Origin of the sequence: Paraburkholderia dipogonis, assembly GCF_046027395.1 — a bacterium.
Classification (GTDB): domain Bacteria; phylum Pseudomonadota; class Gammaproteobacteria; order Burkholderiales; family Burkholderiaceae; genus Paraburkholderia; species Paraburkholderia dipogonis_A.
This window is the reverse complement of the sequence record NZ_JAQQEG010000006.1, coordinates 84,413-109,359: the sequence shown is the minus strand read 5'-3', so window position 1 is coordinate 109,359 and position 24,947 is coordinate 84,413. Positions and strand designations below refer to the sequence as shown.

19 protein-coding genes are annotated in these 24,947 nt (G+C 62.4%); 12 read left to right on the top strand and 7 right to left on the bottom strand.

The annotated features are described in order from the left end of the window. Nucleotides 1–93: 93 nt before the first annotated feature. Genes betA through betI form a run of 3 tightly spaced genes read right to left on the bottom strand, consistent with a single transcriptional unit; the run spans nucleotide 94 to nucleotide 3,891 of the window. Nucleotides 94–1,779: a choline dehydrogenase gene (betA, locus tag PQR32_RS08240; RefSeq protein WP_408224275.1), complete on the bottom strand. Its 1,686-nt coding sequence runs from the start codon at nucleotides 1,777–1,779 to the stop codon at nucleotides 94–96. 12 nt (nucleotides 1,780–1,791) lie between these two features. Then, complete coding sequence (gene betB / locus PQR32_RS08235) at nucleotides 1,792–3,261, bottom strand: betaine-aldehyde dehydrogenase (RefSeq protein ID WP_408224272.1); 1,470 nt, start codon at nucleotides 3,259–3,261, stop codon at nucleotides 1,792–1,794. Between the two features lie 42 nt (nucleotides 3,262–3,303). Further along, nucleotides 3,304–3,891, bottom strand: a complete 588-nt coding sequence (gene betI / locus PQR32_RS08230) for a transcriptional regulator BetI (RefSeq protein WP_408224269.1) — start codon at nucleotides 3,889–3,891, stop codon at nucleotides 3,304–3,306. Nucleotides 3,892–4,181: 290 nt separating this feature from the next. Here betI and fdhA point away from each other — a divergent pair, with 290 nt between their 5' ends. Next, complete coding sequence (fdhA, locus tag PQR32_RS08225; RefSeq protein WP_408224266.1) at nucleotides 4,182–5,381, top strand: formaldehyde dehydrogenase, glutathione-independent; 1,200 nt, start codon at nucleotides 4,182–4,184, stop codon at nucleotides 5,379–5,381. Between the two features lie 179 nt (nucleotides 5,382–5,560). Here fdhA and PQR32_RS08220 read toward each other — a convergent pair whose 3' ends face one another. Beyond that, nucleotides 5,561–6,556 carry a GlxA family transcriptional regulator gene (locus tag PQR32_RS08220; RefSeq protein ID WP_408224263.1) on the bottom strand — a complete coding sequence of 332 codons (996 nt, stop codon included), beginning with the start codon at nucleotides 6,554–6,556 and terminating at the stop codon, nucleotides 5,561–5,563. 442 nt (nucleotides 6,557–6,998) lie between these two features. Between PQR32_RS08220 and PQR32_RS08215 the strand changes: the two genes are divergently transcribed. The 10 genes from PQR32_RS08215 (at nucleotide 6,999) to PQR32_RS08170 (ending at nucleotide 19,520) form a co-directional block, all read left to right on the top strand. Next, a complete protein-coding gene (locus PQR32_RS08215) occupies nucleotides 6,999–8,273 on the top strand; it encodes a serine hydroxymethyltransferase (RefSeq protein WP_408224260.1) in 1,275 nt (424 codons plus the stop codon). 18 nt (nucleotides 8,274–8,291) lie between these two features. After that, nucleotides 8,292–9,263 (top strand): dipeptidase, encoded by a 972-nt coding sequence (locus PQR32_RS08210; protein WP_408224257.1) that lies wholly within the window; start codon nucleotides 8,292–8,294, stop codon nucleotides 9,261–9,263. A gap of 49 nt (nucleotides 9,264–9,312) precedes the next feature. After that, a complete protein-coding gene (locus PQR32_RS08205) occupies nucleotides 9,313–9,849 on the top strand; it encodes a DUF5943 domain-containing protein (protein WP_408224254.1) in 537 nt (178 codons plus the stop codon). 65 nt (nucleotides 9,850–9,914) lie between these two features. Beyond that, nucleotides 9,915–11,978, top strand: a complete 2,064-nt coding sequence (locus PQR32_RS08200; protein ID WP_408224251.1) for an oxidoreductase — start codon at nucleotides 9,915–9,917, stop codon at nucleotides 11,976–11,978. Between the two features lie 2 nt (nucleotides 11,979–11,980). Next, complete coding sequence (locus PQR32_RS08195; RefSeq protein WP_408224248.1) at nucleotides 11,981–13,894, top strand: (Fe-S)-binding protein; 1,914 nt, start codon at nucleotides 11,981–11,983, stop codon at nucleotides 13,892–13,894. Nucleotides 13,895–13,898: 4 nt separating this feature from the next. Next, complete coding sequence (locus tag PQR32_RS08190; RefSeq protein ID WP_408224245.1) at nucleotides 13,899–15,071, top strand: electron transfer flavoprotein subunit alpha/FixB family protein; 1,173 nt, start codon at nucleotides 13,899–13,901, stop codon at nucleotides 15,069–15,071. After that, complete coding sequence (locus PQR32_RS08185) at nucleotides 15,068–15,844, top strand: electron transfer flavoprotein subunit beta/FixA family protein (RefSeq protein ID WP_408224242.1); 777 nt, start codon at nucleotides 15,068–15,070, stop codon at nucleotides 15,842–15,844. The genes PQR32_RS08190 and PQR32_RS08185 overlap by 4 nt, the downstream gene beginning before the upstream one ends. A 73-nt stretch (nucleotides 15,845–15,917) precedes the next feature. Next, the gene (locus PQR32_RS08180; protein WP_408224239.1) at nucleotides 15,918–17,231 is read left to right on the top strand and encodes an aromatic ring-hydroxylating oxygenase subunit alpha; all 1,314 of its coding nucleotides are present in this window, start codon (nucleotides 15,918–15,920) and stop codon (nucleotides 17,229–17,231) included. A 33-nt stretch (nucleotides 17,232–17,264) separates the two neighbouring features. After that, complete coding sequence (locus PQR32_RS08175) at nucleotides 17,265–18,524, top strand: FAD-binding oxidoreductase (protein ID WP_408224236.1); 1,260 nt, start codon at nucleotides 17,265–17,267, stop codon at nucleotides 18,522–18,524. 138 nt (nucleotides 18,525–18,662) lie between these two features. Beyond that, nucleotides 18,663–19,520 (top strand): glycine betaine ABC transporter substrate-binding protein, encoded by an 858-nt coding sequence (locus PQR32_RS08170; protein ID WP_408224233.1) that lies wholly within the window; start codon nucleotides 18,663–18,665, stop codon nucleotides 19,518–19,520. 161 nt (nucleotides 19,521–19,681) lie between these two features. On the opposite strand, the gene PQR32_RS08165 is transcribed toward PQR32_RS08170, so the two are convergent. The 3 genes from PQR32_RS08165 to PQR32_RS08155 form a co-directional block, all read right to left on the bottom strand. Beyond that, complete coding sequence (locus tag PQR32_RS08165; protein WP_408224230.1) at nucleotides 19,682–20,875, bottom strand: esterase/lipase family protein; 1,194 nt, start codon at nucleotides 20,873–20,875, stop codon at nucleotides 19,682–19,684. 394 nt (nucleotides 20,876–21,269) lie between these two features. Beyond that, nucleotides 21,270–22,145: a formyltetrahydrofolate deformylase gene (gene purU / locus PQR32_RS08160; RefSeq protein ID WP_408224227.1), complete on the bottom strand. Its 876-nt coding sequence runs from the start codon at nucleotides 22,143–22,145 to the stop codon at nucleotides 21,270–21,272. A 138-nt stretch (nucleotides 22,146–22,283) separates the two neighbouring features. Further along, the gene (locus tag PQR32_RS08155) at nucleotides 22,284–23,198 is read right to left on the bottom strand and encodes a choline sulfate utilization transcriptional regulator (RefSeq protein WP_408224224.1); all 915 of its coding nucleotides are present in this window, start codon (nucleotides 23,196–23,198) and stop codon (nucleotides 22,284–22,286) included. 163 nt (nucleotides 23,199–23,361) lie between these two features. Here PQR32_RS08155 and betC point away from each other — a divergent pair, with 163 nt between their 5' ends. After that, the gene (betC, locus tag PQR32_RS08150) at nucleotides 23,362–24,900 is read left to right on the top strand and encodes a choline-sulfatase (RefSeq protein ID WP_408224221.1); all 1,539 of its coding nucleotides are present in this window, start codon (nucleotides 23,362–23,364) and stop codon (nucleotides 24,898–24,900) included. Nucleotides 24,901–24,947 lie beyond the last annotated feature (47 nt).

Genomic DNA, 24,947 nt, shown 5'->3' with positions numbered 1-24,947 from the left:
AGGCCGCACTATCCGGCTTTTGCCAGACACTGACAATCGAGGATAAGTTGCGCGAGGGTAAAGAAAATCTTATGCGCAGACAACGGCGTCACGTCAAATCGTCGCCGTCTCCCGCTTCCTCGACGCCACGCCATTCGCCACGAAGTAGGGCGTGTCCACGCGCGGGAGCGCTTCGCGTCCGCGAATCCGGTCGGCGATCTTCTCCGCCAGCATGATAGTCGGCGCATTCAGATTGCCGGTCGTGATACGCGGCATGATCGACGCGTCCACTACGCGCAGCCCTTGCATGCCGTGCACACGGCCCTCGCTGTCCACCACGGCCATGTCGTCATAGCCCATCTTGCACGAACACGAGGGATGAAACGCCGTCTCCGCCCGCATGCGAACGAAGGTGTCGAGCTGTTCGTCGGTAGTCAGCTCGGCGCCGGGATTCAGTTCGCGGCCGCGATAGCGGTCGAGCGCCGGTTGCCGCATGATCTCGCGCGTGATTCGGATGCCGTCGCGGAACTCGCGCCAGTCGAGCGGATCAGCCATGTAGTTGAACAGGATGCTCGGATGCGCATTTGGATCGCGCGACGTGAGTTTCACGCGGCCGCGGCTCGGCGAGCGCATCGAACCGACGTGCGCCTGGAAGCCATGCATTTTGATCGCATTCGAACCGTTGTAATTGATCGCGACCGGCAGAAAGTGATACTGGATGTTCGGCCACAAATCGTCGTCGCGCGTGCGGATGAAACCGCCTGCTTCAAACTGGTTGCTTGCGCCGATGCCCGTGCCCTTGAGCATCCATTCGAGTCCGATAGCCGGCTGATTCCACCACTGCAACGCCGGGTAAAGCGAAACCGGCTCCTTGCACTCGTACTGGATATACATCTCCAGATGGTCCTGCAAGTTCTCGCCGACACCGGGCAGATCGTGAACGAGCGGCACGTCGAGTTCGCGCAGCCATGTCGAGCGGCCCACGCCCGAGCGTTGCAGTAATTGCGGCGAGGCAATCGCGCCGCTGCACACCAGCACCTCGCGGCGCGCCTGCGCCTTCACCGCATTGCCATGACGCAGATATGCGACGCCGACCGCGCGCTTGCCGGAGAACAGCACGTGATCCGTCACGGCATGCGTGACGATGGTCAGATTCGGCCGCGCCTTCGCACGATCCAGATAGCCGCGCGCCGTGCTCGCGCGCCGGCCATTCGCCGTGACCGTGCGATCCATCGGGCCGAAGCCTTCCTGCTGATAGCCGTTCAGATCGTCGGTGCGGGGAAAGCCGGCCTGCACGCCGGCTTCGACCATCGCGGCAAAGAGCGGATTGTTGCCGGGCTTGCTGGTGGTCACGTGCACCGGACCGTCGCCGCCGTGGTATGCGTTCGCGCCGACATCGCGCGTCTCGGCCTTGCGGAAATACGGCAGACAATCCAGATAGGTCCAGTTTTCCAAACCGGCGTGCGCGGCCCAGCCGTCGTAATCGAGCGCATTGCCGCGGATATAGCACATGCCGTTGATCAGCGACGATCCGCCGAGCCCCTTGCCGCGTCCACATTCCATGCGCCGGTTGTTCATGTGCGGCTCGGGGTCTGTTTCGTATGCCCAGTTGTAGCGGCGTCCTTGCAGTGGATAGGCGAGCGCGGCCGGCATCTGCGTACGGAAATCGAAGCGGTAGTCGGGGCCGCCTGCTTCGAGCAGCAGCACGGTCACATCCGCGTCTTCGGTCAGACGCGAAGCGAGCACGTTGCCCGCCGAACCCGCGCCCACGATGATGTAGTCGTATTCGTTCGCAGCCATCGCGACCTCTCCTTAGAACACCGGTTGATACGGGCCGAGTTCGACCTGCACGGACTTGATGCGCGTGTAGTGTTCGAGTGTGGTGAGGCCGTTTTCGCGACCCACGCCCGACTGCTTGTAGCCGCCCACCGGCATTTCCGCGGGCGACTCGCCCCACGTATTGATCCAGCAGATGCCCGCTTCCAGACGATGAATCACGCGATGCGCGCGCGCCAGGCTCTCAGTCACGACGCCCGCAGCGAGGCCATAAGCGGTGTGATTGGCGCGCGCGATGGCTTCGTCTTCGTCGTCGAAAGCGAGGATGCTCATCACCGGGCCGAAGATTTCCTCGCGCACGATACGCATGTCGTCATGGCAGTCGGCGAACACGGTCGGCTCGACATACTGGCCGTTGCCGAAGTGGCCTTCGGTGAGGCGCTTGCCGCCCGCCACGAGCCGCGCGCCTTCCTGCTTGCCGCTTTCGATGTAGCCCAGCACCTTATGCAATTGCGCGGCGCTGACCAGCGGGCCGAAGTTGGTGGCGGCGTCGGTGGGCGCGCCCACGCGAATGCGTTTGACGCGTTCCAGCACCAGCGCTTCGAAGCGTTCCAGCACGCCGCGTTGCACGAACACGCGCGTGCCGTTCGTGCAGACCTGCCCAGAGCTGAAGAAGTTGGCGCTCATCGCGATGTCGGCGGCGCGTTCCAGGTTGGCGTCGTCGAATACGAGCAGGGGAGACTTGCCGCCGAGTTCCATCGTCACTTCTTTCAGCGACGACGCGCCCGCCATCGACATCACCTTTTTGCCCGTTTCCACGCCGCCGGTGAACGAGATTTTCTCGATGTCCGGATGCGCGGCGAGCATCGCGCCGACGCGTCCGTCGCCTTGCACGACGTTGAATACGCCTGCGGGCACGCCGGCTTCGGCGTAGATCTCGGCGAGTTTCAGCGCCGACAACGGCGTGATTTCGCTCGGCTTGAAGATCATCGCGTTGCCGGCCGCGAGCGCGGGCGCCGACTTCCAGCAGGCGATCTGAATCGGGTAGTTCCAGGCGCCGATGCCCGCGCAAACGCCGAGCGGCTCGCGCCGCGTATAGACGAACGACGTGGGTCGCAGCGGAATCTGCTGGCCTTCAATCGCAGTGGCGAGCCCCGCGTAGTACTCGATCACGTCCGCGCCGGTGACGATATCCACCGCGAGGGTTTCCGCAATCGGTTTGCCCGTGTCGCGTGTTTCGAGCGCGGCGAGTTCGTCGTTACGCTCGCGCAGAAGCGCGACGGCGCGGCGCAGAATGCGTGAGCGCTGCATGGCTGTGAGCGCAGCCCATTCGCGTTGACCTTCCTGCGCGGAACGCACTGCACGATCGACATCGGCCGCCGAGGCGTGCTGCACGCTCGCGAGCGTCTCGCCGGTGGCGGGGTCGAGCGTGTCGAAGGTTTCGCCGCTGGTGGCGTCGACATAGCCGCCGCCGATATAGAGACGTTGCGTTGCGGATACCGCCATGACTTGCTCCTTTCTGAAAATGTCGCCTGTCTGCTTATGTGCCTACTCGCGCGAAGCGAGCACCAGATCGATATAGTCGTTGGCCACGCGCAGCGCGGCTTTGGTGTCGAACGGTTCACCCGCCAGCGCGCCGCGCAGCCACAGTCCGTCGATCAGCGCCGCGAGACCGCTCGCCGCACGGCGCGCCGCCGCACGCGGCATGGCTTTGGAAAAATCCGCGCACAGGTTCGAGTTCAGACGCCGCGTGTTCACGTATTGCAGCCGCCGCAATGGCGGCTTGTGCATGCTCTCGGACCAGAACGCGAGCCAGGTCTTCATGACCGGGCCGCTGGTCTGCTCGGCATCGAAATTCGCGGCGACCACCGCGCGTAATTTCGAACGCGGGTCCGCTTTCGCCGCGCGGCGCCGGCGCGATGTGGCCTGCCACAGATCGCGCAGCACGTGACGCATGGTGGCTTCGAGCAAACCGTCCTTGTCGCCGAAATAGTGGCTGACGATGCCGGTGGAAATGCTCGCGCGCTGCGCGACCGAAGCCAGCGTGGCCCCGGCGAGACCGGTCTGGTCGATCGTGAGGAGCGTGGCGTCGATCAGTTGTGCGCGGCGGATTTCGCGCATTCCGAGTTTGGGCATGGTGCGGGCGCTGTTGCGGATATGAGCTTCGGGCCGACCGCGTATGACGAAAACGGTCCGTCCAGGTGGATTCGAGCGGCCATGGTAGTTTTTTTATATTGAACGGTCAATCAATAAAAACCAGGTTGCATCGACATGGACGGGGGTTGCGCCTCGCATGTCGGTTCCGGCCAAACCCATGTCGCGTTCGGACCATGCGCTTTGTTCAGCGGGCGCTACGCTCGTTGAACGGCGTGCTGTAGGAAACTCAGCGAACTGGGCGCGCCGCTCACAAGACATGGAGACAGACAATGAGCAGCAATCGCGGCGTCGTGTATCTAGGGCAGGGCAAAGTGGAAGTGCAGTCGATCGACTATCCGAAGATGGTCGATCCGCGTGGCCGGTCGATCGGTCACGGCGTGATCCTGAAGGTGGTGAGCACGAATATTTGCGGCTCCGATCAGCACATGGTGCGCGGCCGCACGACCGCCGAAGTCGGCCTCGTGCTCGGTCACGAGATTACCGGCGAGGTGATCGAGATCGGCCGCGACGTGGAAACGCTCAAGATAGGCGATCTCGTTTCGGTGCCGTTCAACGTGGCCTGCGGACGCTGCCCGACCTGCAAGGCGCAGCACACCGGCGTGTGTCTGAACGTGAACCCGTCGCGCGCGGGTGGCGCGTACGGTTACGTGGACATGGGCGGCTGGATCGGAGGCCAGGCCGAATACGTGTTGGTGCCGTACGCCGACTTCAATCTGCTGAAATTCCCCGACCGTGCCCAGGCGATGTCGAAGATCCGCGACCTCACGTGTCTTTCCGACATTTTGCCGACCGGTTATCACGGCGCGGTAATGGCGGGCGTCAAGCCTGGCGCCACCGTCTATATCGCGGGCGCGGGGCCGGTGGGCATGGCGGCAGCAGCGTCGGCGCGCCTGCTAGGCGCGGCTTGCACGATTGTCGGGGATATGAACGAGGAGCGTCTCGCGCACGCGCGCAAGATGGGCTTCCAGACCATCGACCTCTCGAAGGACGCCACGCTCGGCGAGCAGATCGAGCAGATTCTCGGCAAGCCCGAAGTGGATTGCGCGGTGGACTGCGTCGGCTTCGAAGCGCATGGCCACGGCAGTAGCGGTTCGCACGAGGAAGCGCCGGCCACCGTGCTCAACTCATTGATGGAAATCACGCGGGCCGCGGGCGCGATCGGCATTCCGGGCCTTTACGTCACGGACGATCCGGGCGCCGCCGATGCCGCCGCGCGCAAAGGCAGCCTGAGCATCCGTTTCGGTCTGGGCTGGGCCAAGTCGCACTCGTTCCATACCGGACAGACGCCGGTCATGAAGTACAACCACAATCTCATGCAGGCGATCTTGTGGGACCGTTTGCCGATTGCGGATATCGTCAACGTGACAGTGGTGTCGCTCGATCAGGCGCCTGATGGTTATCGCCAGTTCGATGGTGGTGCGCCGAAGAAGTTTGTGATCGACCCGCATGGGTTGTTGAAGGCGGCTTGAGGGCGGTCTGAAGCGAAGTGAGGTCGCTTGCGCGGTCTCGCTTCGCGTCGTAGTGCTGGGAGTTGTACAACCCGGAACCGAAGAAGCCGAACCACAAAAACAAACGCGTTGAGCGGGTTTCCGTTCAACGCGTTTTTTTGTGGCCAGACAGTAAGTCCAGCCTGCCCGTCAGGCAGCAATCAAGCCGCCAGCACCGGCACCGCCGCCAGCGACGGCGCCTGCTTGCGTCGTTCGCGCGTCGGCGCCGTGCCGAACGCATCGCGATAGCTCTTCGAAAAGTGGCAAGCCGACTGGAAGCCGCACGCCATCGTGATGTGCATGATCGACATATCGGTTTGCAGCAGCAACTCACGCGCGCGCCGCAAACGCAGCGTCAGATAGTAATGCGTCGGCGTCATGCCCAGATGTTCGCGGAACAGTCGCTGCAATTGCCGTTGCGACATACCGGCCAACCGCGCGAGTTCTTCACGCGAGAGCGGCTCTTCGATGTTGTTCTCCATCAGCGAGATCACTTCGAAGAGCGATTTGTTGGCCGAGCCTAGCCGCGCCACCAGCGGCATTTTCTGTTGTGCGCTGGTATCGCGCACATGTTCGACGATGAACTGCTCGGCGATCTGCGTGACGCGTGCCGTGCCCACGCGCGGCGCGATCAGATTCAGCATCATGTCGAGCGGCGCGACGCCGCCCGTACAGGTGACGCGATCGCGATCGATCACGAACAGTTCTTTCAGAAAGCGCGTGTCGGGAAACTCTTCCTTGAGCGCCGACATGTTCTCCCAGTGAATCGCGCAGGCATACCCGGCTAGCAAACCGGCGCGCGCCAGCGCATAGGTGCCGGTGCACAGGCTGCCAAGCACGCTGCCCATGCGGGCGAAGCGGCGCAATGCGGAGAGGTGGGCGGGCGTGGTGGCGCGCTGCACGTCGATGCCGCCGACCACGAACACGATGTCCGGCTGGCCGACGCATTCAACCGGTCCCGTATCGACCGACAAGCCATTGCTGGCCGTGACCGGGCCGCCGTCGGGACTCACGATCGACCAGCGGTAAAGCGTTTGGCCCGTCAGGTAATTCGCCATGCGCAGGACTTCGATCGCATTGGTGAATGCAATCATGGTGAAGTTGGGAACCGGCATGAATGCGAAATGCGACAACGACGCCGTGCGATCGGTGGACATGGGGGGAATGATTCCTTCGAATCTGTAATGTCACGTCGCCGTGGGGAGTAGCGACTTCTTCAATTTTGAGGACTAGGGCAACTACCGTGCCATCAGGCTAAACCCTCGGTTGGCCCGTATTCGACTCGGATAGCTAAACAAGTGGCACCAGAACGGAGCCGTAGAGGCCCGCTTGCGCACCTGAAGCGCGCACGGCGTTCGCGTGCAGTGCAACATGATTGCGCGTTCAGCACGTTCGTTCGATCGTTGGCGAAAGCGCGGGAGCGCCGACTTGTGAAAAAAGGACGCGTATGGCGGAAAAGGCAAAGAACGCGTCTGAATTCATAAATTGACGTGCGGGTCGAGCGTCAAGAATAGACGCAATGCACACCGGTAGTAGCAGGGGCGAAGCAAGGCCCAGGCGCGGCTTCCGGCCTTCCGTCAACGACTCTACGGACCTTCCATGTCGAACCCGAATCCTTTCTTCGAAGCATCGCTGGCCACGCGCGATACGGCGGTGCGCGGCGCTATTCTGAAAGAGCTCGAGCGCCAGCAGTCGCAAGTCGAACTGATCGCGTCGGAAAACATCGTGTCGCGCGCGGTGCTCGAAGCGCAGGGCTCGGTGCTGACCAACAAGTATGCGGAAGGCTATCCGGGCAAGCGTTACTACGGCGGTTGCGAATACGCCGACGTGATCGAAACGCTCGCGCTCGATCGCATCAAGCAACTCTTCAACGCGAAGTTCGCCAACGTGCAGCCGCATTCCGGCGCGCAGGCGAACGGCGCGGTGATGCTCGCGCTGGTGAAGCCGGGCGACACGGTGCTCGGCATGTCGCTCGACGCCGGCGGCCACCTGACGCACGGCGCGAAGCCGGCCATGTCCGGCAAGTGGTTCAACGCGGTGCAGTACGGCGTGAATCGCGACACGATGCTGATCGATTACGAGCAGATCGAGGAACTCGCGCGGCAGCACAAACCCGCGCTGCTGATCGCCGGCTTCTCGGCTTATCCGCGCGCGCTGGACTTCGCACGGCTGCGCGCGATTGCCGACGGCGTCGGCGCCAAACTGATGGTGGATATGGCGCACATCGCCGGGGTGATCGCTGCGGGACGTCATCAGAATCCGGTCGAGCATGCGCATGTGGTCACGTCGACCACGCACAAGACACTGCGCGGCCCGCGCGGCGGCTTCGTGCTGACGAATGACGAAGACATCGCGAAGAAGATCAACTCGGCCGTGTTCCCCGGTTTGCAGGGCGGCCCGCTGATGCATGTGATCGCGGGCAAGGCGGTCGCGTTCGGCGAGGCGCTGGAACCGGGCTTCAAGACCTACATCGACAGCGTGCTCGCCAACGCACAGGCGCTCGGCGAGGTGCTCAAGGCAGGCGGCGTCGATCTGGTCACGGGCGGCACGGACAACCATCTGCTGCTGGTCGATCTGCGGCCCAAGGGCCTCAAGGGCAACCAGGTCGAGCAGGCGCTGGAGCGTGCGGGCATCACCTGCAACAAGAACGGCATTCCTTTCGACACGGAGAAGCCGACGATCACCTCCGGCATCCGGCTCGGCACGCCCGCGGGCACTACGCGCGGCTTCGGCGTGAACGAATTCCGCGATGTAGGCCGGTTGATCGTCGAGGTGCTCGATGCGCTGCGCGACCACCCGGAAGGCCATGCCGCCACCGAACAACGCGTGCGTCGCGAGATTTTCGCGCTGTGCGAACGCTTTCCCATCTACTAAGCACGCCTGGAGCAAACGATGAGCACTTTGCACGACAACAGCATCATCATCGACGGTCTGAACATTTCGAAATTCGAGCGCTCGGTGTTCGAGGACATGCGCAAGGGCGGCGTGACCGCGGTGAACTGCACGGTGTCGGTCTGGGAGAGCTTCCAGAAGACCGTCGACAACATCGCCGAGATGAAGCAGCAGATCCGCGAGTACGGCGAGATCCTCACGCTCGTGCGCACCACGGACGACATCTTCCGCGCGAAGAAAGAGAACAAGACGGGCATCATTTTCGGCTTCCAGAACGCGCATGCTTTCGAGGACAACCTCGGCTATATCGAGGCTTTCAAGGACCTCGGCGTGAACGTGGTGCAGCTTTGCTACAACACGCAGAATCTGGTGGGCACGGGTTGCTATGAACGCGACGGCGGTCTGTCGGGCTATGGCCGCGAAGTGATCCAGGAGATGAACCGCGTCGGCATCATGGTCGATCTCTCGCATGTGGGCGGCAAGACTTCCTCTGAAGCGATCGCGGCGTCGAACAAGCCGGTGTGCTACTCGCATTGCTGCCCGTCGGGTCTGAAAGAGCATCCGCGCAACAAGAGCGACGAGCAACTGAAAGAGATTGCGGACGCAGGCGGTTTCGTCGGCGTGACGATGTTCGCGCCGTTCCTCAGGCGCGGCCCGGATGCGACCGTCGAAGACTATATCGAAGCGATCGAGTACGTGGTGAATCTGATCGGCGAAGATCAGGTCGGCATCGGTACCGATTTCACGCAAGGCTACAGCACGGAGTTCTTCGACTGGATCACCCACGACAAGGGCCGTTATCGCCAGTTGACGAACTTCGGCAAGGTCGTGAATCCGGAAGGCATCCGCACGATCGGCGAGTTTCCGAACCTGACGGCCGCGATGGAACGCGCCGGCTGGAGCGAGACGCGCATCAGGAAGATCATGGGTGAAAACTGGGTACGGGTGTTCGGCGAAGTCTGGAAGGTTTGATTTCCTGCTGAAACGAAACCCATCCCACACATAAAAACGGAGCCTCCACATGCAACCCCAACTGCCTATCGACGTCGATGCGAACACCGGCGTCTGGACCACCGATGCACTGCCGATGCTGTACGTGCCGCGCCATTTCTTCACGAACAACCACACCGCCGTGGAAGAAGCACTCGGCCTCGATACATATGCCGAGATTCTCTACAAGGCCGGCTACAAGTCCGCGTATTTCTGGTGCGACAAGGAAGCGAAGCAGCACGGCATTGCCGGCATGGCCGTATTCGAGCACTACCTGAAGCGTCTGTCGCAACGCGGCTGGGGCATCTTCACGATCACCGAAGCCGATCCGTCGAGCTCGCACGCGCGCATCGAGCTGCATCACTCGTCGTTCGTGCTGGCGCAGCCGGGCAAGGTCGGCAAGCTCTGCTACATGTTCGCCGGCTGGTTCGCGGGCGCGATGGATTGGGTCAACGACACCGCGCCGGACGCTTCGCGCAAGGGGCCGCCGTCCCATTCGAGAGAAGCGCAGTGCGCGGCTGAGCACCACGACCACTGCGTGTTCGAAGTGTCGCCGCGCGCTTCGTAATTGCGCACATCACGACGCCCACAAGCGCACGGCATAGCCAGTCATCCATTCCGAGGTCGATCGCGATGCGTTACCCGAACCTTTTCAAGCCTCTCACGCTGAACAAGCTGACCTTGCGCAACCGCATCGTCAGCACCGCGCACGCGGAGGTCTATGCGGAACCGGGCGGGTTGCCCGGCGACCGCTATATCCGTTACTACGAGGAGAAGGCCAAGGGCGGCGTCGGCCTCGCGGTGTGCGGTGGCTCGAGTCCGGTGTCGATCGACAGCCCGCAAGGCTGGTGGAAATCGGTGAACCTGTCGACCGACAGGATCATCGATCCGCTCGCGCGGCTCGCCGAAGCGATGCACACGCATGGCGCGAAGATCATGATTCAGGCCACGCACATGGGACGCCGTTCGGCGTTTCATGGCGAGCATTGGCCGCATCTGATGTCGCCGTCCGGGGTGCGTGAGCCGGTGCATCGCGGCAATGCGAAGATCATCGAGGTCGAGGAAATCCGCCGCATCATCAGCGATTTCGCGGCGGCTGCGAAGCGCGTGAAAGATGCGGGCATGGACGGCGTGGAAATCTCGGCGGCGCATCAACATCTGATCGACCAGTTCTGGAGCCCACGCACCAACTTTCGCACCGACGAATGGGGCGGATCGCTCGAAAACCGTCTGCGTTTCGGCACGGAAGTGTTGAAGGCCGTGCGTGAAGCGGTGGGCGCGGACTTCTGCGTCGGCTTGCGCATGTGCGGCGACGAGTTCCACGAAGACGGGCTCGATCACGAACAACTGAAGGAAATTGCCCAGGCGATGAGCGAAACCGGCCTGATCGATTACCTCGGCGTGATCGGCTCCGGTGCGGACACGCATAACACGCTGGCCAACTGCATGCCGCCGATGGCGCTGCCACCCGAGCCCTTCGTGCATCTCGCGGCCGGCATCAAGTCGGTGGTGAAGCTGCCTGTGATGCACGCGCAAAGCATTCGCGATGCGGGCCAGGCCGAGCGACTGCTCGCCAGCGGCATGGTCGATCTGGTCGGCATGACGCGCGCGCAGATCGCCGATCCGCATATGGTCATCAAGATCCGCGATGGTCGCGAAGACGAAATCAAGCAATGCGTCGGCGCGAATTATTGCATCGACCGCCAGTACAACGGGCTCGACGTGCTGTGCGTGCAGAACGCCGCGACCTCGCGTGAAGAAACGATGCCGCACGTGATCGCCAGAACGCGCGGGCCCAAGCGCAAGGTCGTGGTGGTCGGCGCGGGTCCAGCGGGACTCGAAGCGGCACGCGTAGCGAAGTCGCGCGGTCACGACGTGGTGCTCTTCGAGAAGAACGACTACGTTGGCGGCCAGATCATGCTGGCCGCGAAAGCGCCGCAACGCGAACAGATGGCGGGCATCGTGCGCTGGTTCGACATGGAGACGAAGCGCCTCGGCGTGGACCGGCGTCTCGGTGTTGCCGCCGACGAGAAAACCATCATGGCCGAGAAGCCGGACATCGTCGTGCTCGCCACGGGCGGCTCGTCGTTCACGTCGCAAGTCGCGGCGTGGGGCGTCGACGAAGGCCTCGCCGTGAGTTCGTGGGATGTGTTGTCAGGCAAGGTCGAACCGGGCAAGAACGTGTTGGTGTACGACGGCGTCAGCACGCATGCCGGCGCGGGCGTGGCCGATTTCATGTCGAGCCGCGGCTCGAACGTCGAGATCGTGACGCCGGACGTGAAGGTCGCCGACGATGTAGGCGGCACCACGTTCCCGATTTTCTACCGGCGGCTTTACGCGCAAGGTGTGATCCACACGCCGAACTACTGGCTCGACAAGGTCTACGAGGAAGACGGCAAGAAGATCGCCGTGATCCGTAACGAGTACACCGAAGAGCAGGAAGAGCGCGCGGTCGATCAGGTGGTGATCGAAAACGGCAGCACGCCGAACGACGAGTTGTACTGGAAGCTCAAGCCGGAGTCGCTGAATCGCGGTCAGGTGGACGTGCATAAGCTGTTTGCCTCCGAGCCGCAGCCGTCGCTCGCCGAGGAACTCGGCAATGGCCGCTTCCTGCTGTTCCGTGTCGGCGATTGCATTTCCATGCACAACATTCACGGCGCGATCTACGACGCGCTGCGCCTTTGCAAGGATTTCTGACGATGAGCCCCGTGTTTGTCATCACCGTCCTGCTGTGGTTGTCGGTAGCGGGTCTGGCGTTCGCGCTCGTCAAACGCGCGGCGTATTGGCGCGAAGGCCGCGCCACGGCGGCGGGCGCCTACGGCTGGGCCAATCTGCTGACGATTCCCAAGCGCTACTTCGTCGATCTGCATCATGTGGTGGCGCGCGATCCGTACATCGCCAAAACGCACGTGGCGACCGCGGGCGGCGCGATTCTCGCGATGGCGCTAGTGTTCGTCAACTATGGGCTGGCGATCTACTCGCCGTGGCTCGACAAGCTGATCTTTCTTGCCGCGCTCGTGATGCTGGTTGGTGCAGTGTTCGTCTGGCGTCGGCGTCATGGCGCGAAAGCGGTGCCGGCCAGGCTCTCGCGCGGACCTTGGGATCATTTGCCGTTGTTGCTCGGCTCGTTCGCACTCGGTCTCGTGCTCTTCGTCGCGCTGCCTGCTGGTGCGATGTCCGGCGCGCTGGCGATCATCGTCGCTCTGCTGATCGCGGCCGGCGCGTTCGCGATGACGTTCGGCGCGGCGCGCGGTGGTCCGATGAAGCATGCGCTCGCCGGTCTGCTGCACCTCGCGTTTCATCCGCGCCAGGAGCGTTTTGCCGAGCGCAATGACAACGATGAAGTGCCGCCTACCGCATTGAAAGCGCCGCTGCTCGACGCAAAAGAATACGGAGTCGGCAAGCCGGTCGAGTTCCGCTGGAACCAGTTGCTCAGTTTCGATGCGTGCGTGCAATGCGGCAAGTGCGAAGCGGCTTGTCCCGCGTTCGCCGCCGGTCAGCCGCTCAATCCGAAGAAGCTCATTCAGGATCTGGTTACAGGCATGGTGGGCGGCACGGATGCGGAATACGCGGGCAGTCCCACGCCGGGCATTCCGCTCGGCAAGCATGCCGGCGCGCCGGGCAAGCCGCTGATTTCCAGTCTGATCGAAGCGGACACGCTGTGGTCCTGCACGACCTGCCGCGCCTGTGTGCAGGAGTGCCCGATGCTGATCGAGCACGTGGACGCGATCGTGGACATGCGCCGCAATCAGACACTCGTGGAAGGCAACGTGCCGGGCAAAGGCCCGATCACGCTCGCGAATCTGCGCGAGACGTGCAGCTCGAACGGCTACGACATCGGCGCGCGTTACGACTGGGCCGTCGATCTGCAGGTGCAGGTCGCGCAGCCAGGTCGTCCGGTGGACGTGCTGCTGATCGCGGGCGAAGGAGCGTTCGACATGCGCTATCAGCGCACGCTGCGCGCTTTGGTCAAGGTGCTGAATCGCGCGGGCATCGACTATGCAGTGTTAGGCGGCGTGGAGACCGATACCGGCGACACGGCCCGGCGTCTCGGCGACGAAGCGACCTTCCAGCAACTCGCGCAGAAGCTGATCAACACGCTCTCGCAGTACTCGTTCCACAAGATCGTCACCGCCGATCCGCACGTGCTGCATAGCCTGCGCAACGAGTATCGCGCGCTAGGCGGGTTCTACGAAGTGCTGCATCACACGGCGCTGATCGAGCAACTGGTCGCGAGCGGCAAGCTGACGCCGCGCGCGGTGGCCGCCTTCGCGGATCGCAAGATCACGTATCACGACCCGTGCTATCTGGGCCGCTATAACGGTGAGACGGAAGCACCGCGCCGCCTGCTGAAGACCATTGGCATCAAGGTCGTGGAGATGGAGCGCAACGGTATGCGCGGACGCTGCTGCGGCGGCGGCGGTGGCGCGCCCTTGACCGACATTCCGGGCAAGCGGCGTATTCCGGACATCCGCATTGACGACGCGAAAACCGTCGGCGCGGAGATCGTCGCGGTGGGCTGTCCGAATTGCACGGCGATGCTCGAAGGCGTGGTCGGACCGCGTCCGGAAGTGCTGGACGTCGCCGAACTGGTTGCAGCGGCGCTGGAGTAACGCGATGAACACTCTCAAACGAATCGATCCGCGCCGTCCGTTCACGATCACGGCAGACGGACTCAAACGCATTACGCTCGGCGTGACGGGCGTGGCGGGTTCGCTGGAATTTGCCGCGCACGGCGGGGCCGCGCATCGTGAACGGGACAAACCTCGCCGCACCATGGCGGCGCCGCAGCGCGTGATTCTCGTGGCCGCGCATGCTGACCGTGGCGCGTTGGACGATCACGCACGTCAAACCGTAGCCGGCGCCGCACTGATTGCGGACGCGACGACGGAAGTCGTGCTGCTGGTGTTCGGCGAGTTCAGCGGCGACGCCGCCGCGCTCGGCGCCGACAAGCTGATCGAACTGCCGATGTTCGACCGCCGCAGCTTTGCGCCGCAGGACGAATTGAACGCGCTGGCTGCGTGCGTGGCGGCGTACGCGCCGGTGCATATTTTCCTCCCCGACAACGCCACCGGCGACGGCGATCTCGGCCGCCGTTATGCTGCCGCCGCGAATGCCAGCGTCGCGACGCATGTCGTCGAGATCGACGCCGCCCATGTGGCGGCCTATGTTCAGGCGAATACAGCGTTCGCCGCGCGCGCGCTGCCCGAGGTGGTCCTGCTCGCGCCCAACGCGGTCGAGCCGAAGTTGCCGTTCGTCGGTGTGGGCGAACGGGTTATGTGGCGCTTCGACGGAGAACCCGCTTCGCAGCAAGGCGCGGTGCGCGATCTCGGCATCGAGGAAATCGACGCCGCGCAACTGGCGCTCGACGAAGCGGATTTCATCGTCTCGGCCGGTAACGGCGTGAGCGACGTGCCGGCGTTCGAGCGTCTCGCGGCCACGCTGGGTGCGGCGATCGGCGCAAGCCGCGTTGCCGTCGACGACGGCAAGTTCACCCGCGACAAGCAGATCGGCGCGACCGGCAAGACCGTCGAAGCGAGCGTCTATATCGCCTTCGGCATTTCCGGCGCGGTGCAGCATCTGCAGGGCATCAAGGATTGCCGGCATGTGATCGCGGTGAACCTCGACGCCAGCGCGCCGATCGCCAAACGCGCGAATCTCACGGTGATCGCGGACGCGCAGGAAACCATCGCGGCGCTCAACGAAGCGGCGGCCGCGGCGCGCACGGCACGCGGAACCGGTGCTGCGCTGCTCAATTCAACGGCTGTTGCCGAAGGAGCGCTCGCATGAAGATCGCCGTCCTCGTTTCCGTCGGCCGTCATCCGGTAAGCGGCACCGCGCGCTACAGCCGCAACGATGCCGCCGCGCTGACCCTGGCGCTCTCGCTCGCCAGAGCGCACAACGCGACGCTCGACGTGCTGCATGCTGGCGATCCTTCCAATCCCGCGTTGAAGGAATATCTTGCGCTCGGCGCACGTTCCGTCGAAGTGCTTGAAATCGCCACAACGCCGGAATTGCAAGCCGACGCAACCGCGCCGCTGGCGGCCCGTCTGCGTGGCTACGACCTCGTTCTGGCCGGCACGCGTGCTGAAGGCGCATTCGACAGCGGCATGCTGCCGTATCGCGTCGCCAATGCGCTGGAGATGCCACTGGTCGGCGCCGCCGTCGACATCACGCTGCGCGACGGCTGCGCGGAAGTCCGTCAATTCATGCCGAAGGGTTTGCGCCGTCGCGTGGAAGTGCGGCTACCCGCGCTGATCGCCGTGCATCCGCTGGCCAACGCCGCACCGACCTACGCGTATGCGCGCTTGCGCGAAGGCACAATCCGCCCGGTCGCCACGCAGGCCGCTGCCAACCCCGACGATCTCGCCTGGACCGTGCGCCCGGCGGGCGCCAAACCGGTGCGCCTCGCCGCCGCCGAAAAGCGCTCCGGCCACGCCCGCATGCTCTCGGCGACGACGACCGAAAGCCGTGGCGGCAGCGTCGTAATTGAAGGAAGTTCTGTCGAAAAAGCACAAGTGATTCTGGCGTATTTGCGCGAGCATCAACTCGTGGATTACTGATTCCCGGTTCGGGCCAGCATGCGACCAGGAGGGCCTGGCGCGGCGCCAGACGTGACATGCAACGGAGCACACAATGAAAGTTTCGGCAGACGTTCGCGCAATGATCGAACGCCGCAAAAAGAATTACACGCTGGAAGCGCCGTTCTACACGAGCGAGGATATTTTCGCGCTCGACATGGATGCGATCTTCCGGCAGCACTGGATTCAGGTCGCGGTGGAACCGGATGTGCCTGAGCCGGGCGATTACATCACGGTGGAAATCGGCAACGACTCGATCCTGATCGTGCGCGACGACGACATGCAGGTGAGGGCGTTTCACAACGTCTGCCGCCATCGCGGCGCGCGCCTGTGCAATACCGACAAAGGCTCGCTCGGCAATATCGTCTGCCCGTATCACAGCTGGACGTACAACCTGAACGGCGATCTGATGTTCGCCGAACACATGGGCGATCAGTTCGACCGCTGCAAACATAGCCTGAAGGCCGTGCATGTCGAGAATCTGGCGGGCCTCATTTTCATTTGTCTCGCCGATAATCCGCCGGCCGACTTCGCCGTGATGCGCGCGGCGATGGAACCGTATCTGCTGCCGCACGATCTGGCCGGCTGCAAGATCGCGGCCTCGATCGACATTATCGAAGACGGCAACTGGAAGCTCACGATGGAGAACAATCGCGAGTGCTATCACTGCGTCGCGAACCATCCCGAACTGACCATTTCGCTCTACGAATACGGTTTCGGCTATCAACGCACACCGGCCAACGAAGAAGGCATGGCCGCCTTCGAAGAGACGGTGGCTCGCCGTACCGCGCAATGGGAAGCGATGAAGCTGCCCTCGGCGGAAATCGAACGGCTGGCCGATCTGGTCACGGGTTTCCGCACGCAGCGCCTGCCGCTCGATCGCGACGGCGAATCACAGACGCTCGACGCGAAGGTGGCGTCGAAGAAACTGCTCGGCGGTTTCGAGCAGGCTGATCTCGGTGGTCTGTCGTTCTGGACGCAGCCGAATTCATGGCATCACTTCATGAGCGATCACATCGTCAGCTTCTCGGTGATTCCGCTCTCGGCCGGCAAGACGCTGGTGCGCACCAAGTGGCTCGTCCACAAGGACGCGCGCGAGGGTATCGATTACGACGTGAACAACCTCACGGCGGTATGGCGCGCGACCAACGACCAGGACCGCGCCCTCGTCGAATACTCGCAACGCGGCGCGACGAGCAGCGCGTACGAGCCGGGTCCGTATTCGCCATTCACGGAAGGACTCGTCGAGAAGTTCTGCGAGTGGTACATCGCGCGCATGGCGGATTATGGCAATGCGCCCCAAACCCATGAGGCTGGCGATACCGCGCCGGCTTCGCACGGCGAAAAAGTCGTGTCCTTCATGCGCTGAGCGCGACATCGCAACCAGGAGTCGGAGAAAACAATGATGCGCGATCAGGCGACGTTTCAGCTCAGCCCCGAGCCGGCTCCGGACCACGCTGCCAGCCGCGTCACGCAGCCGCGGTTCTGGGAGACGTTGCCGCCACGCTGGAATAGCGATACCGATGACACGCTGGTGTGCTGCCAGGTTCGCCAGGAAACGCACGACGTGAAGAGCTTTTTCTTCCGTGCGCCGTCCGCGCGGGCGTTCGTGTTCGAACCGGGGCAGTTCATTACGCTGGAGCTGGAGATCGACGGTGAATCGATCAATCGTTGCTATACGATTTCCTCGCCGCCCACGCGTCCGCATACGATTTCGATCACGGTGAAGCGTGTGCCGGGCGGCAAGGTCTCCAACTGGCTGCACGACAATCTGCATGCTGGCGCCGAGGTTCGCGTGCTCGGGCCGTCGGGTGAATTCACCTGCGCGCGGCATCCGGCGCGCAAGTTCCTTTTTCTATCGGCGGGCTCGGGTATCACGCCGCTCATGTCGATGAGCCGCGCGCATCATGAACTCGGTGAAGACAGCGACATCGTGTTCATGCACAGCGCTCGCACGCCCGACGACATCATCTTCGCGCGTGAGCTCGATCTGATCGCGTCGAATCAGGCCCATTTCCGCACCGCGTTTGTTTGCGAACGGCTCGGCGCGCGCACGAACTGGCCGGGCGTCACCGGTTTTCTGACGTTGCCGCTGCTCAAGCTCATCGCGCCAGACTATCTCGAGCGGGAGATTTTCACCTGCGGACCCGCGCCGTACATGCAAGCCGTGCGCAATCTGCTCGACGAGGGCGGCTTCGATCGCAGCCACTATCACGAGGAAAGCTTTTCCTTCGAGACGGTCAGCGAAGTGGCCGCGCAATTGACCACCGCGCATGTCGCGGACGCATTGCAAGGCGCGCTCGCGCCGGTGAACGCCGACAGCTTTATCGAGGCGCGCGAAGAGGCGCCGGGGTTCACGCCCGCGTCCGCACCGACGCCCGTTTCCATCGAAATGGAAACCCGGTTCAAGGTGAGTTTCGCAAAGAGCAACCGCGAGATCGAATGCGGCAGCGGCCAGCACGTACTCGACGCGGCCAGGAAAGCGGGCGTACGGCTGCCCGCGTCGTGTACACAGGGGATGTGCGGCACCTGCAAGGTGAAGCTGGTGTCGGGCGAAGTCGCGATGAAACACGCCGGCGGCATTCGTCAGCGCGAGATCGACCAGGGCATGGTGCTGCTGTGTTGCAGCAAGCCGTTGAGCGATCTCGTCGTGGATAAGTAAGACGAGAAGGATGGTGTGTCCAGTGGCGCGAAGTCGCGTGCGGACAACTGGATGTCGGAAAACAACGCTACCCGGCAATTCTGGCTGGCGATTCTAAATGCTCATTGGGTTGTTTTGACGGCAAACGGGAGAACGGCGATGAGACTGATCAAAAAGATATTCGTATTGAGCGCCTTGAGCGCGGCGCTGGCGGCAAGCAGCGTGAGCGTGTCGGCCGATAGCAAGCCGACCATCAAGATCGGTTACGTGGAAGGCTGGGACGATAGCGTCGCGACCTCGAACGTGGCCGCCCGCGTGATCGAAAAGCGCCTCGGCTATCAGGTCACGCTCGTGCCGGTCGCGGCCGGTGTGATGTGGCAGGGCGTGGCGCGCGGCGACCTCGACGCAACGCTGTCGGCGTGGCTGCCGGTCACGCACGGCGCGTACTGGAATAACTTCAAGGACAAGGTGGTCGATCTCGGTCCGAACTTCAACGACGCGAAGATCGGCCTGATCGTGCCGGATAACGTCGACGTGAAAAGCGTGGGCGATCTGGAGGCGAAGAAGTCCGAGTTCGGTTCACGCATCGTCGGGATCGACGCAGGCGCGGGCGTGATGCAGAAGACCAGCGAGGCGATCAAGGCCTACGGTCTCGACTACACGCTGATGCCGAGCTCGGGCAGTGCGATGACCGCTGAACTGGCGCGTTCGGAAGCGGCGAGCAAGCCGATTATCGTGACGGGCTGGAAGCCGCACTGGATGTTCGCGAAGTACAAGCTCAAATTCCTCGACGATCCGAAGAAGGTGTTCGGCGAAGCGGAGCACGTGGATAGCGTCGTGAATCCTGAACTGGAGAAGAAGGCGCCGCCGGTCGTCGCGTTCCTCAAGAAGTTTCAATGGAAACCGGGCGAAATCGACAGTGTGATGCTGGCGACGCAAAACGGCGAGAAGCCGACCGCCGCCGCCGATGCGTGGATCAGCGCGCATGGCGATCGTGTGGATAGCTGGGTGAAGTGAGCTCGCGCGGCATCGTCGGACATTTTCGGCGATGCCGCGATCGACATCTGAGAGGGATATTCACGCCTCGCCAAAGCTTGCGGCAAAGAGCAGCTAACAGGCGGCTACGTGAGGACCTCCGGCGCGGCCGCCTGGTTGACCGCTTGACAGTAGCCGCAGCGTTATGTGTCGCGCCTCTCGGTGGACGTGACGATACGGGCAATTTCGGTGTACAGAGGCAAGATGTCCTGTTTGCGTGACAGGAACTCCTTGTTCAAACCCATGAAGTCGATGTGATCCCATCCATTCATGACTGGGAACGCATTCCATATGCCGGGTTCGAACCGTGTGTCGGCGGTCGTTACGTCACGCACCGGTTGACCAAGCACATTCTTCCCAGCAATGCAGTTGACGAGGCCATCGCTGGGACGCCAGCTGGCTTGCTGATCTTCGGGAATCACCGGATCATTCGACAGCCGACCGGTTCTTGCGGCGTCTAAATAAAGAATTGGATTGGTCTGCGCCATGGGCAACCAATAGCCGGTTTTCGGATTCTCGAATGTGGTGTTGCCGTGAAAGCTGAAGTAGTAAGTTTCCGGAAATATCCGGAGTCGCTCCTTGGCAATTTTCGCTGCCCCTGTTGTGGAGAGGTCCGTGAATGCCGTATCCCCTGACGTCCAGATTTCACTCTCGCGTACGCGGTTGAAATACTCGATGAAGTATTCACCTTCGCGCCGCTGAAGTCCCCATTGATCGAGCTTGAAATCGTAGACGAAGTCGGTGAAATTCGATCCGGCAGCAGCCGCGAGCTTAAGCAGCACATTTTCGACCACCTGAAAAATCTTGTTCTGCGAGTCGCCAAGCGTTGATCCGTTAAAGGCGGGCGCCACGCCAGTGATGCTGTGCACCCAGTTCTTTCCGCCGAGAAACAGGTCGGAGATGCCTTCTTCGGGATGCTTTTCGAAGTGATCGCGCTCCTGCTTCGAACCGTTGCGCAGGAACGATTCGAAGTCAGCGCTGGTTTGCGCGCCCATGCTGTGGCCAACCAGATGGATACGGTTCGTATCGCTGATCTGAGGGTAAATGCCCTTTAGGGTGCGGCCAAAGCGCTGAATCCCATACTTTTTGGCGTGCGCGGCCCCATAGTCGACTGTGCCGCCGACCAGGTAATAATACAGTTCGACGGCGCGCTCCCAACTACTCGAGACCGGTCCTACGGCTGCCGAGTAAGTATGAACGTGGAGTTCGTTGAGGCGGGCTTCGATGTCGAACGGCCCACCCCAATACTTGAAGCCGAAGACCTCATCACGATCCCAGCCGCAGAAGCCATGGACCAGAACAATTGGGTACGTGTTTCTGAAATTACTCTTGTTCATAGTTCTATTTCTTAAGATAGTCGCTAACAAGTTATTGAGTGACGCTTGCTGGCCGTGCGTGTGAAACGCCAAGTCGCACGTCGATTTGCGATTGCAAGGCGGTCAGTTGACTAACGCCAATTGGAGAAAGGCGGGGTGGTGATCAACATGGAAGATACTTGCCGGGTGGTGGGTTGGGCCAGAGCAGTGCCCGTTGAAGCAGGTCGGCGGGGCGGTTCGATCCTCTTATCAAATACGGAATGCAAACTATATCGCACGACCGAACCTGTGCGAAGTAGTTAGTATTTTTACCGCACATTTATCGCTGCATAGATTTAAATGCGGAATTGTTTTGTGCGATAAATTCGGATTATTCTTGAGAGGAATGGGCGCCGCTTTTCAGCGGCGTTCTCGTTTATTGCAGCACAACGGTCCGATCCCCGTTGATAAACACCCTTCGCTCGATAAACGCCTTGACCGCCCGCGCGAGCGTAATGCATTCGACGTCGCGCCCCGTAGCAAGCAAGCGCTCCGGGCTATACGAATGATCGACGCGCTCCACCACTTGTTCGATGATCGGACCTTCGTCGAGATCGTCGGTGACGAAGTGCGCGGTCGCGCCGATCAGTTTGACGCCGCGTGTATGCGCCTGGTGATACGGCCTGGCGCCCTTGAATCCAGGCAGAAACGAATGGTGGATATTGATCGCGCGCGCCGCGAGCGCACGGCTCGTTTCGCCGGACAGAATCTGCATATAGCGCGCGAGAATCATCAACTCGGCACCTGACGTCTCGAACAGATCGAGCAGGCGTGCTTCCTGTTGCGGCTTCGTGTCCGCGGTGATCGGCAGATGGTGGAAGGGTAGTCCGTGCTGCTGCGCCAGCGGTTCGAGATCGCGATGATTCGAGCCGATGCCGACAATGTCCATTTTCAGCTCGCCCATGCGCCAGCGGAACAGCAGGTCGGCGAGACAGTGTTCGAGTTTCGACACCATGATCAGAACCTTCGGCCGAGTGCCGACGTCGTGCATCGCCCACGTCATGCGGAAACGCTTGGCGATCGGCTCGAATTCGCGCCTGAGCGCCGCGGCGTGCAGCGTTTCGTTACTGTCGACGCCATGAAACACGCAGCGCACGAAGAAGCGCTCGCTGAGGTCGTCGTCGAAAACGGTCAGTTCATCGATATAGCAATGATGCCGGTCGAGAAAGCCGACGACGGCGGCAACCTGGCCCGCCGCGCTCGGACAGGCGACGGTGAGAACCAGCTGATCGGGACGGGAATCGGCGGACATGCGCACTCCACTTGGACGATAGGACGATGCCGCGGGGCGCGGCATGCATCTTCGCAGTAGAGCAAATCAGGCGGGCGCGCGGATAGAAGCTAACCGCCGTCGCGCTGGAACGGGAGCGTCAGGCTGGCGTGCAGGCGCTCATTCGCCGTCGAGCCCGCATTCGCCGAGCAGCCAATGGCGAAAGGCGCCGACCACGGGTGTCGCCGCGCGCTGCGTGACGAGCAGATAGCCACGCTCGGTGATGACCGGCGGGTCGAACAGTTCGACCAGTTGTCCGGTGGCAAGCAGTTCGCCGACCAGCGGCGCCCAGCCCAGCGCGACACCCTGACCCATGATCGCCGCATGGGCCACGAGCGTAAAACTGTTGAACGTGATGCCGCGATGCGCGGCGGGCGCATCCAGTTCGTGGGCGGCGAACCAGTCGGCCCACGACAGCCAGCGCGCCGGCTGGATCGGCTCGAGATGCAGCAGCGGCAGGTTCAGCAGTTCGGACGGCGTGCGCAATAAAGGGTGCGCCGCGAGAAAGGCCGGGCTGCACACCGGCGTGACGCGCTCGGGAAACAGCTTGACCACGCCGCGCGAGGTCCAGTCCGCGTGTTCATCGCCGAACGCAATGGCGATATCCGCCTTATCGTGCAAAGGATCGAACACGTTCTGCGACGTGATGATCTTCACGTCGACGTCCGGCATCAGCGCCTTGAACTGCGATAGACGCGGCATCAGCCAATAGGTGGCAAAGCCGAAGTCGGTGGAGAGCGTGAGTGTTTGCCGCGTGTGCCGCGCGCGGATTTCGGCGGTGGCGAGGCGAATCGTGTCCAACGCGTGGCGCACCGCTTCGAAGAGCCGCTCGCCGTCTGCCGTGAGCGTGACGCCGCGATGGCCACGCTCGAACAGCGGCGCGCCCAGCGCTTCCTCGAGTTGCACGACGCGTTGACTCACCGCGGGCTGCGTCGAACCGAGCTCGCGCGCGGCCGCCGTGAAGCTGGCCAGCCGCGCGGCGGATTCGAACACCGTCAACGCCTGCATCGGCGGCAAGCGATCCTGTATCGACATAACACCCTCTTATAGGCACATAACGATTTGCCGTCTTCACAGCGGCGAATTGAACGGCAATAGTGGTGCACATGGCGGGGCCGGCACGCTGGCGGCCCGGTCGCAGTTGCATCCATCACGGCATTTGCACCGACACTTGTGATTCTATTCGAGGCACGCACCAATGCTTGACACCAAAAAGAATATTCTCATTCTGATGGCCGACCAAATGACGCCGTTCGCGCTGGCCGCGTACGGACACCGTCTGACGAAAACACCCAATCTCGATCGCCTGGCCAAACAGGGCGTGGTGTTCGAATCGGCTTATTGCGCGAGTCCACTGTGCGCGCCTTCGCGGTTTTCCTTTTTGTCGGGCAAGCTGCCTTCCGCAATCGGCGCCTATGACAATGCAGCCGAATTTCCATCGCAAACACTCACGTTCGCGCATTATCTTCGCGCCGAAGGGTATCGCACCATTCTGTCCGGCAAGATGCATTTCTGCGGCGCTGATCAGTTGCACGGGTTCGAGGAACGGCTCACCACCGACATCTATCCCGCCGACTTCGGCTGGACCCCCGACTGGGACAACTTCGAAGCGCGTCCCACTTGGTATCACAACATGAGTTCCGTGATCGACGCGGGCCCGTGCGTGCGTACCAATCAACTCGACTTCGACGACGAAGTCACGTTCACCACCCGTCAGAAGCTCTTCGACATCGCGCGCGAACGTCATGCGGGCAAAGATGCCCGGCCGTTCTGCATTGTCGCCTCGCTGACCCATCCGCACGACCCGTACGCGATTCCGCAAAAGTACTGGGACATCTATCGCGACGAAGACATCGACATGCCCGCGTTTCGCGATTCGTTCGAAGACGCCGACCCGCACTCGAAGCGCTTGCGCCATGTCTGCGAAACCGACCGCACGCCGCCCACCGACCAGCAGATCCGCAATGCGCGCCGCGCCTACTACGGCGCGATCTCTTACGTCGACGACCAGTTTGGCGCGATCCTCGAAGCGCTCGAACAAGCGGGGCTCGCAAAAGACACCGTGATCGTCGTGACATCCGATCATGGCGAGATGCTCGGCGAGCGCGGCCTCTGGTACAAGATGACCTTCTTCGAAGGCGGTTGCCGCGTTCCGCTGATCGTGCACGCGCCGCAGCAATTCGACGCGCATCGCGTGCGGGCATCCGTCTCGCATCTCGATCTGGTGCCGACACTGGTCGAACTGGCGCGCGGCGAACAACCGGCGGCGTGGCCCGATTCGCTCGATGGACAAAGTCTCGTGCCGCATTTGCTGGGGACCCAAGGTGGCCATGACGAAGCCATCGGCGAGTATCTGGCCGAGGGCGCGATTGCGCCGATTGTGATGTTGCGGCGCGGGCGCTTCAAGTTCATTCATACGCCGGCCGATCCCGATCAACTCTACGACGTCACAGCCGATCCGCTCGAGCGCGAGAATCTTGCCGCGCGCAGCGAATGTGCATCACAGGTCGCGGCATTTCGTGATGAAATCGCGCACCGCTGGGACCTCGCGGCGCTGCACAACGAAGTGCTGCAAAGCCAGCGGCGCCGCCATTTTCATTTCGCTTCCACGACGCAAGGCACGGTTGCGTCATGGGACTGGCAGCCGCTCGTCGATGCGAGCCAGCGCTTTATGCGCAATCACATCGATCTCGATACGCTCGAAGCGATGGCGCGTTTTCCCGCCGTCGCCCGCTGATCCTTACGCTGCTAACGTCCCCATCCACCCCACGACAGGAAGCCGAC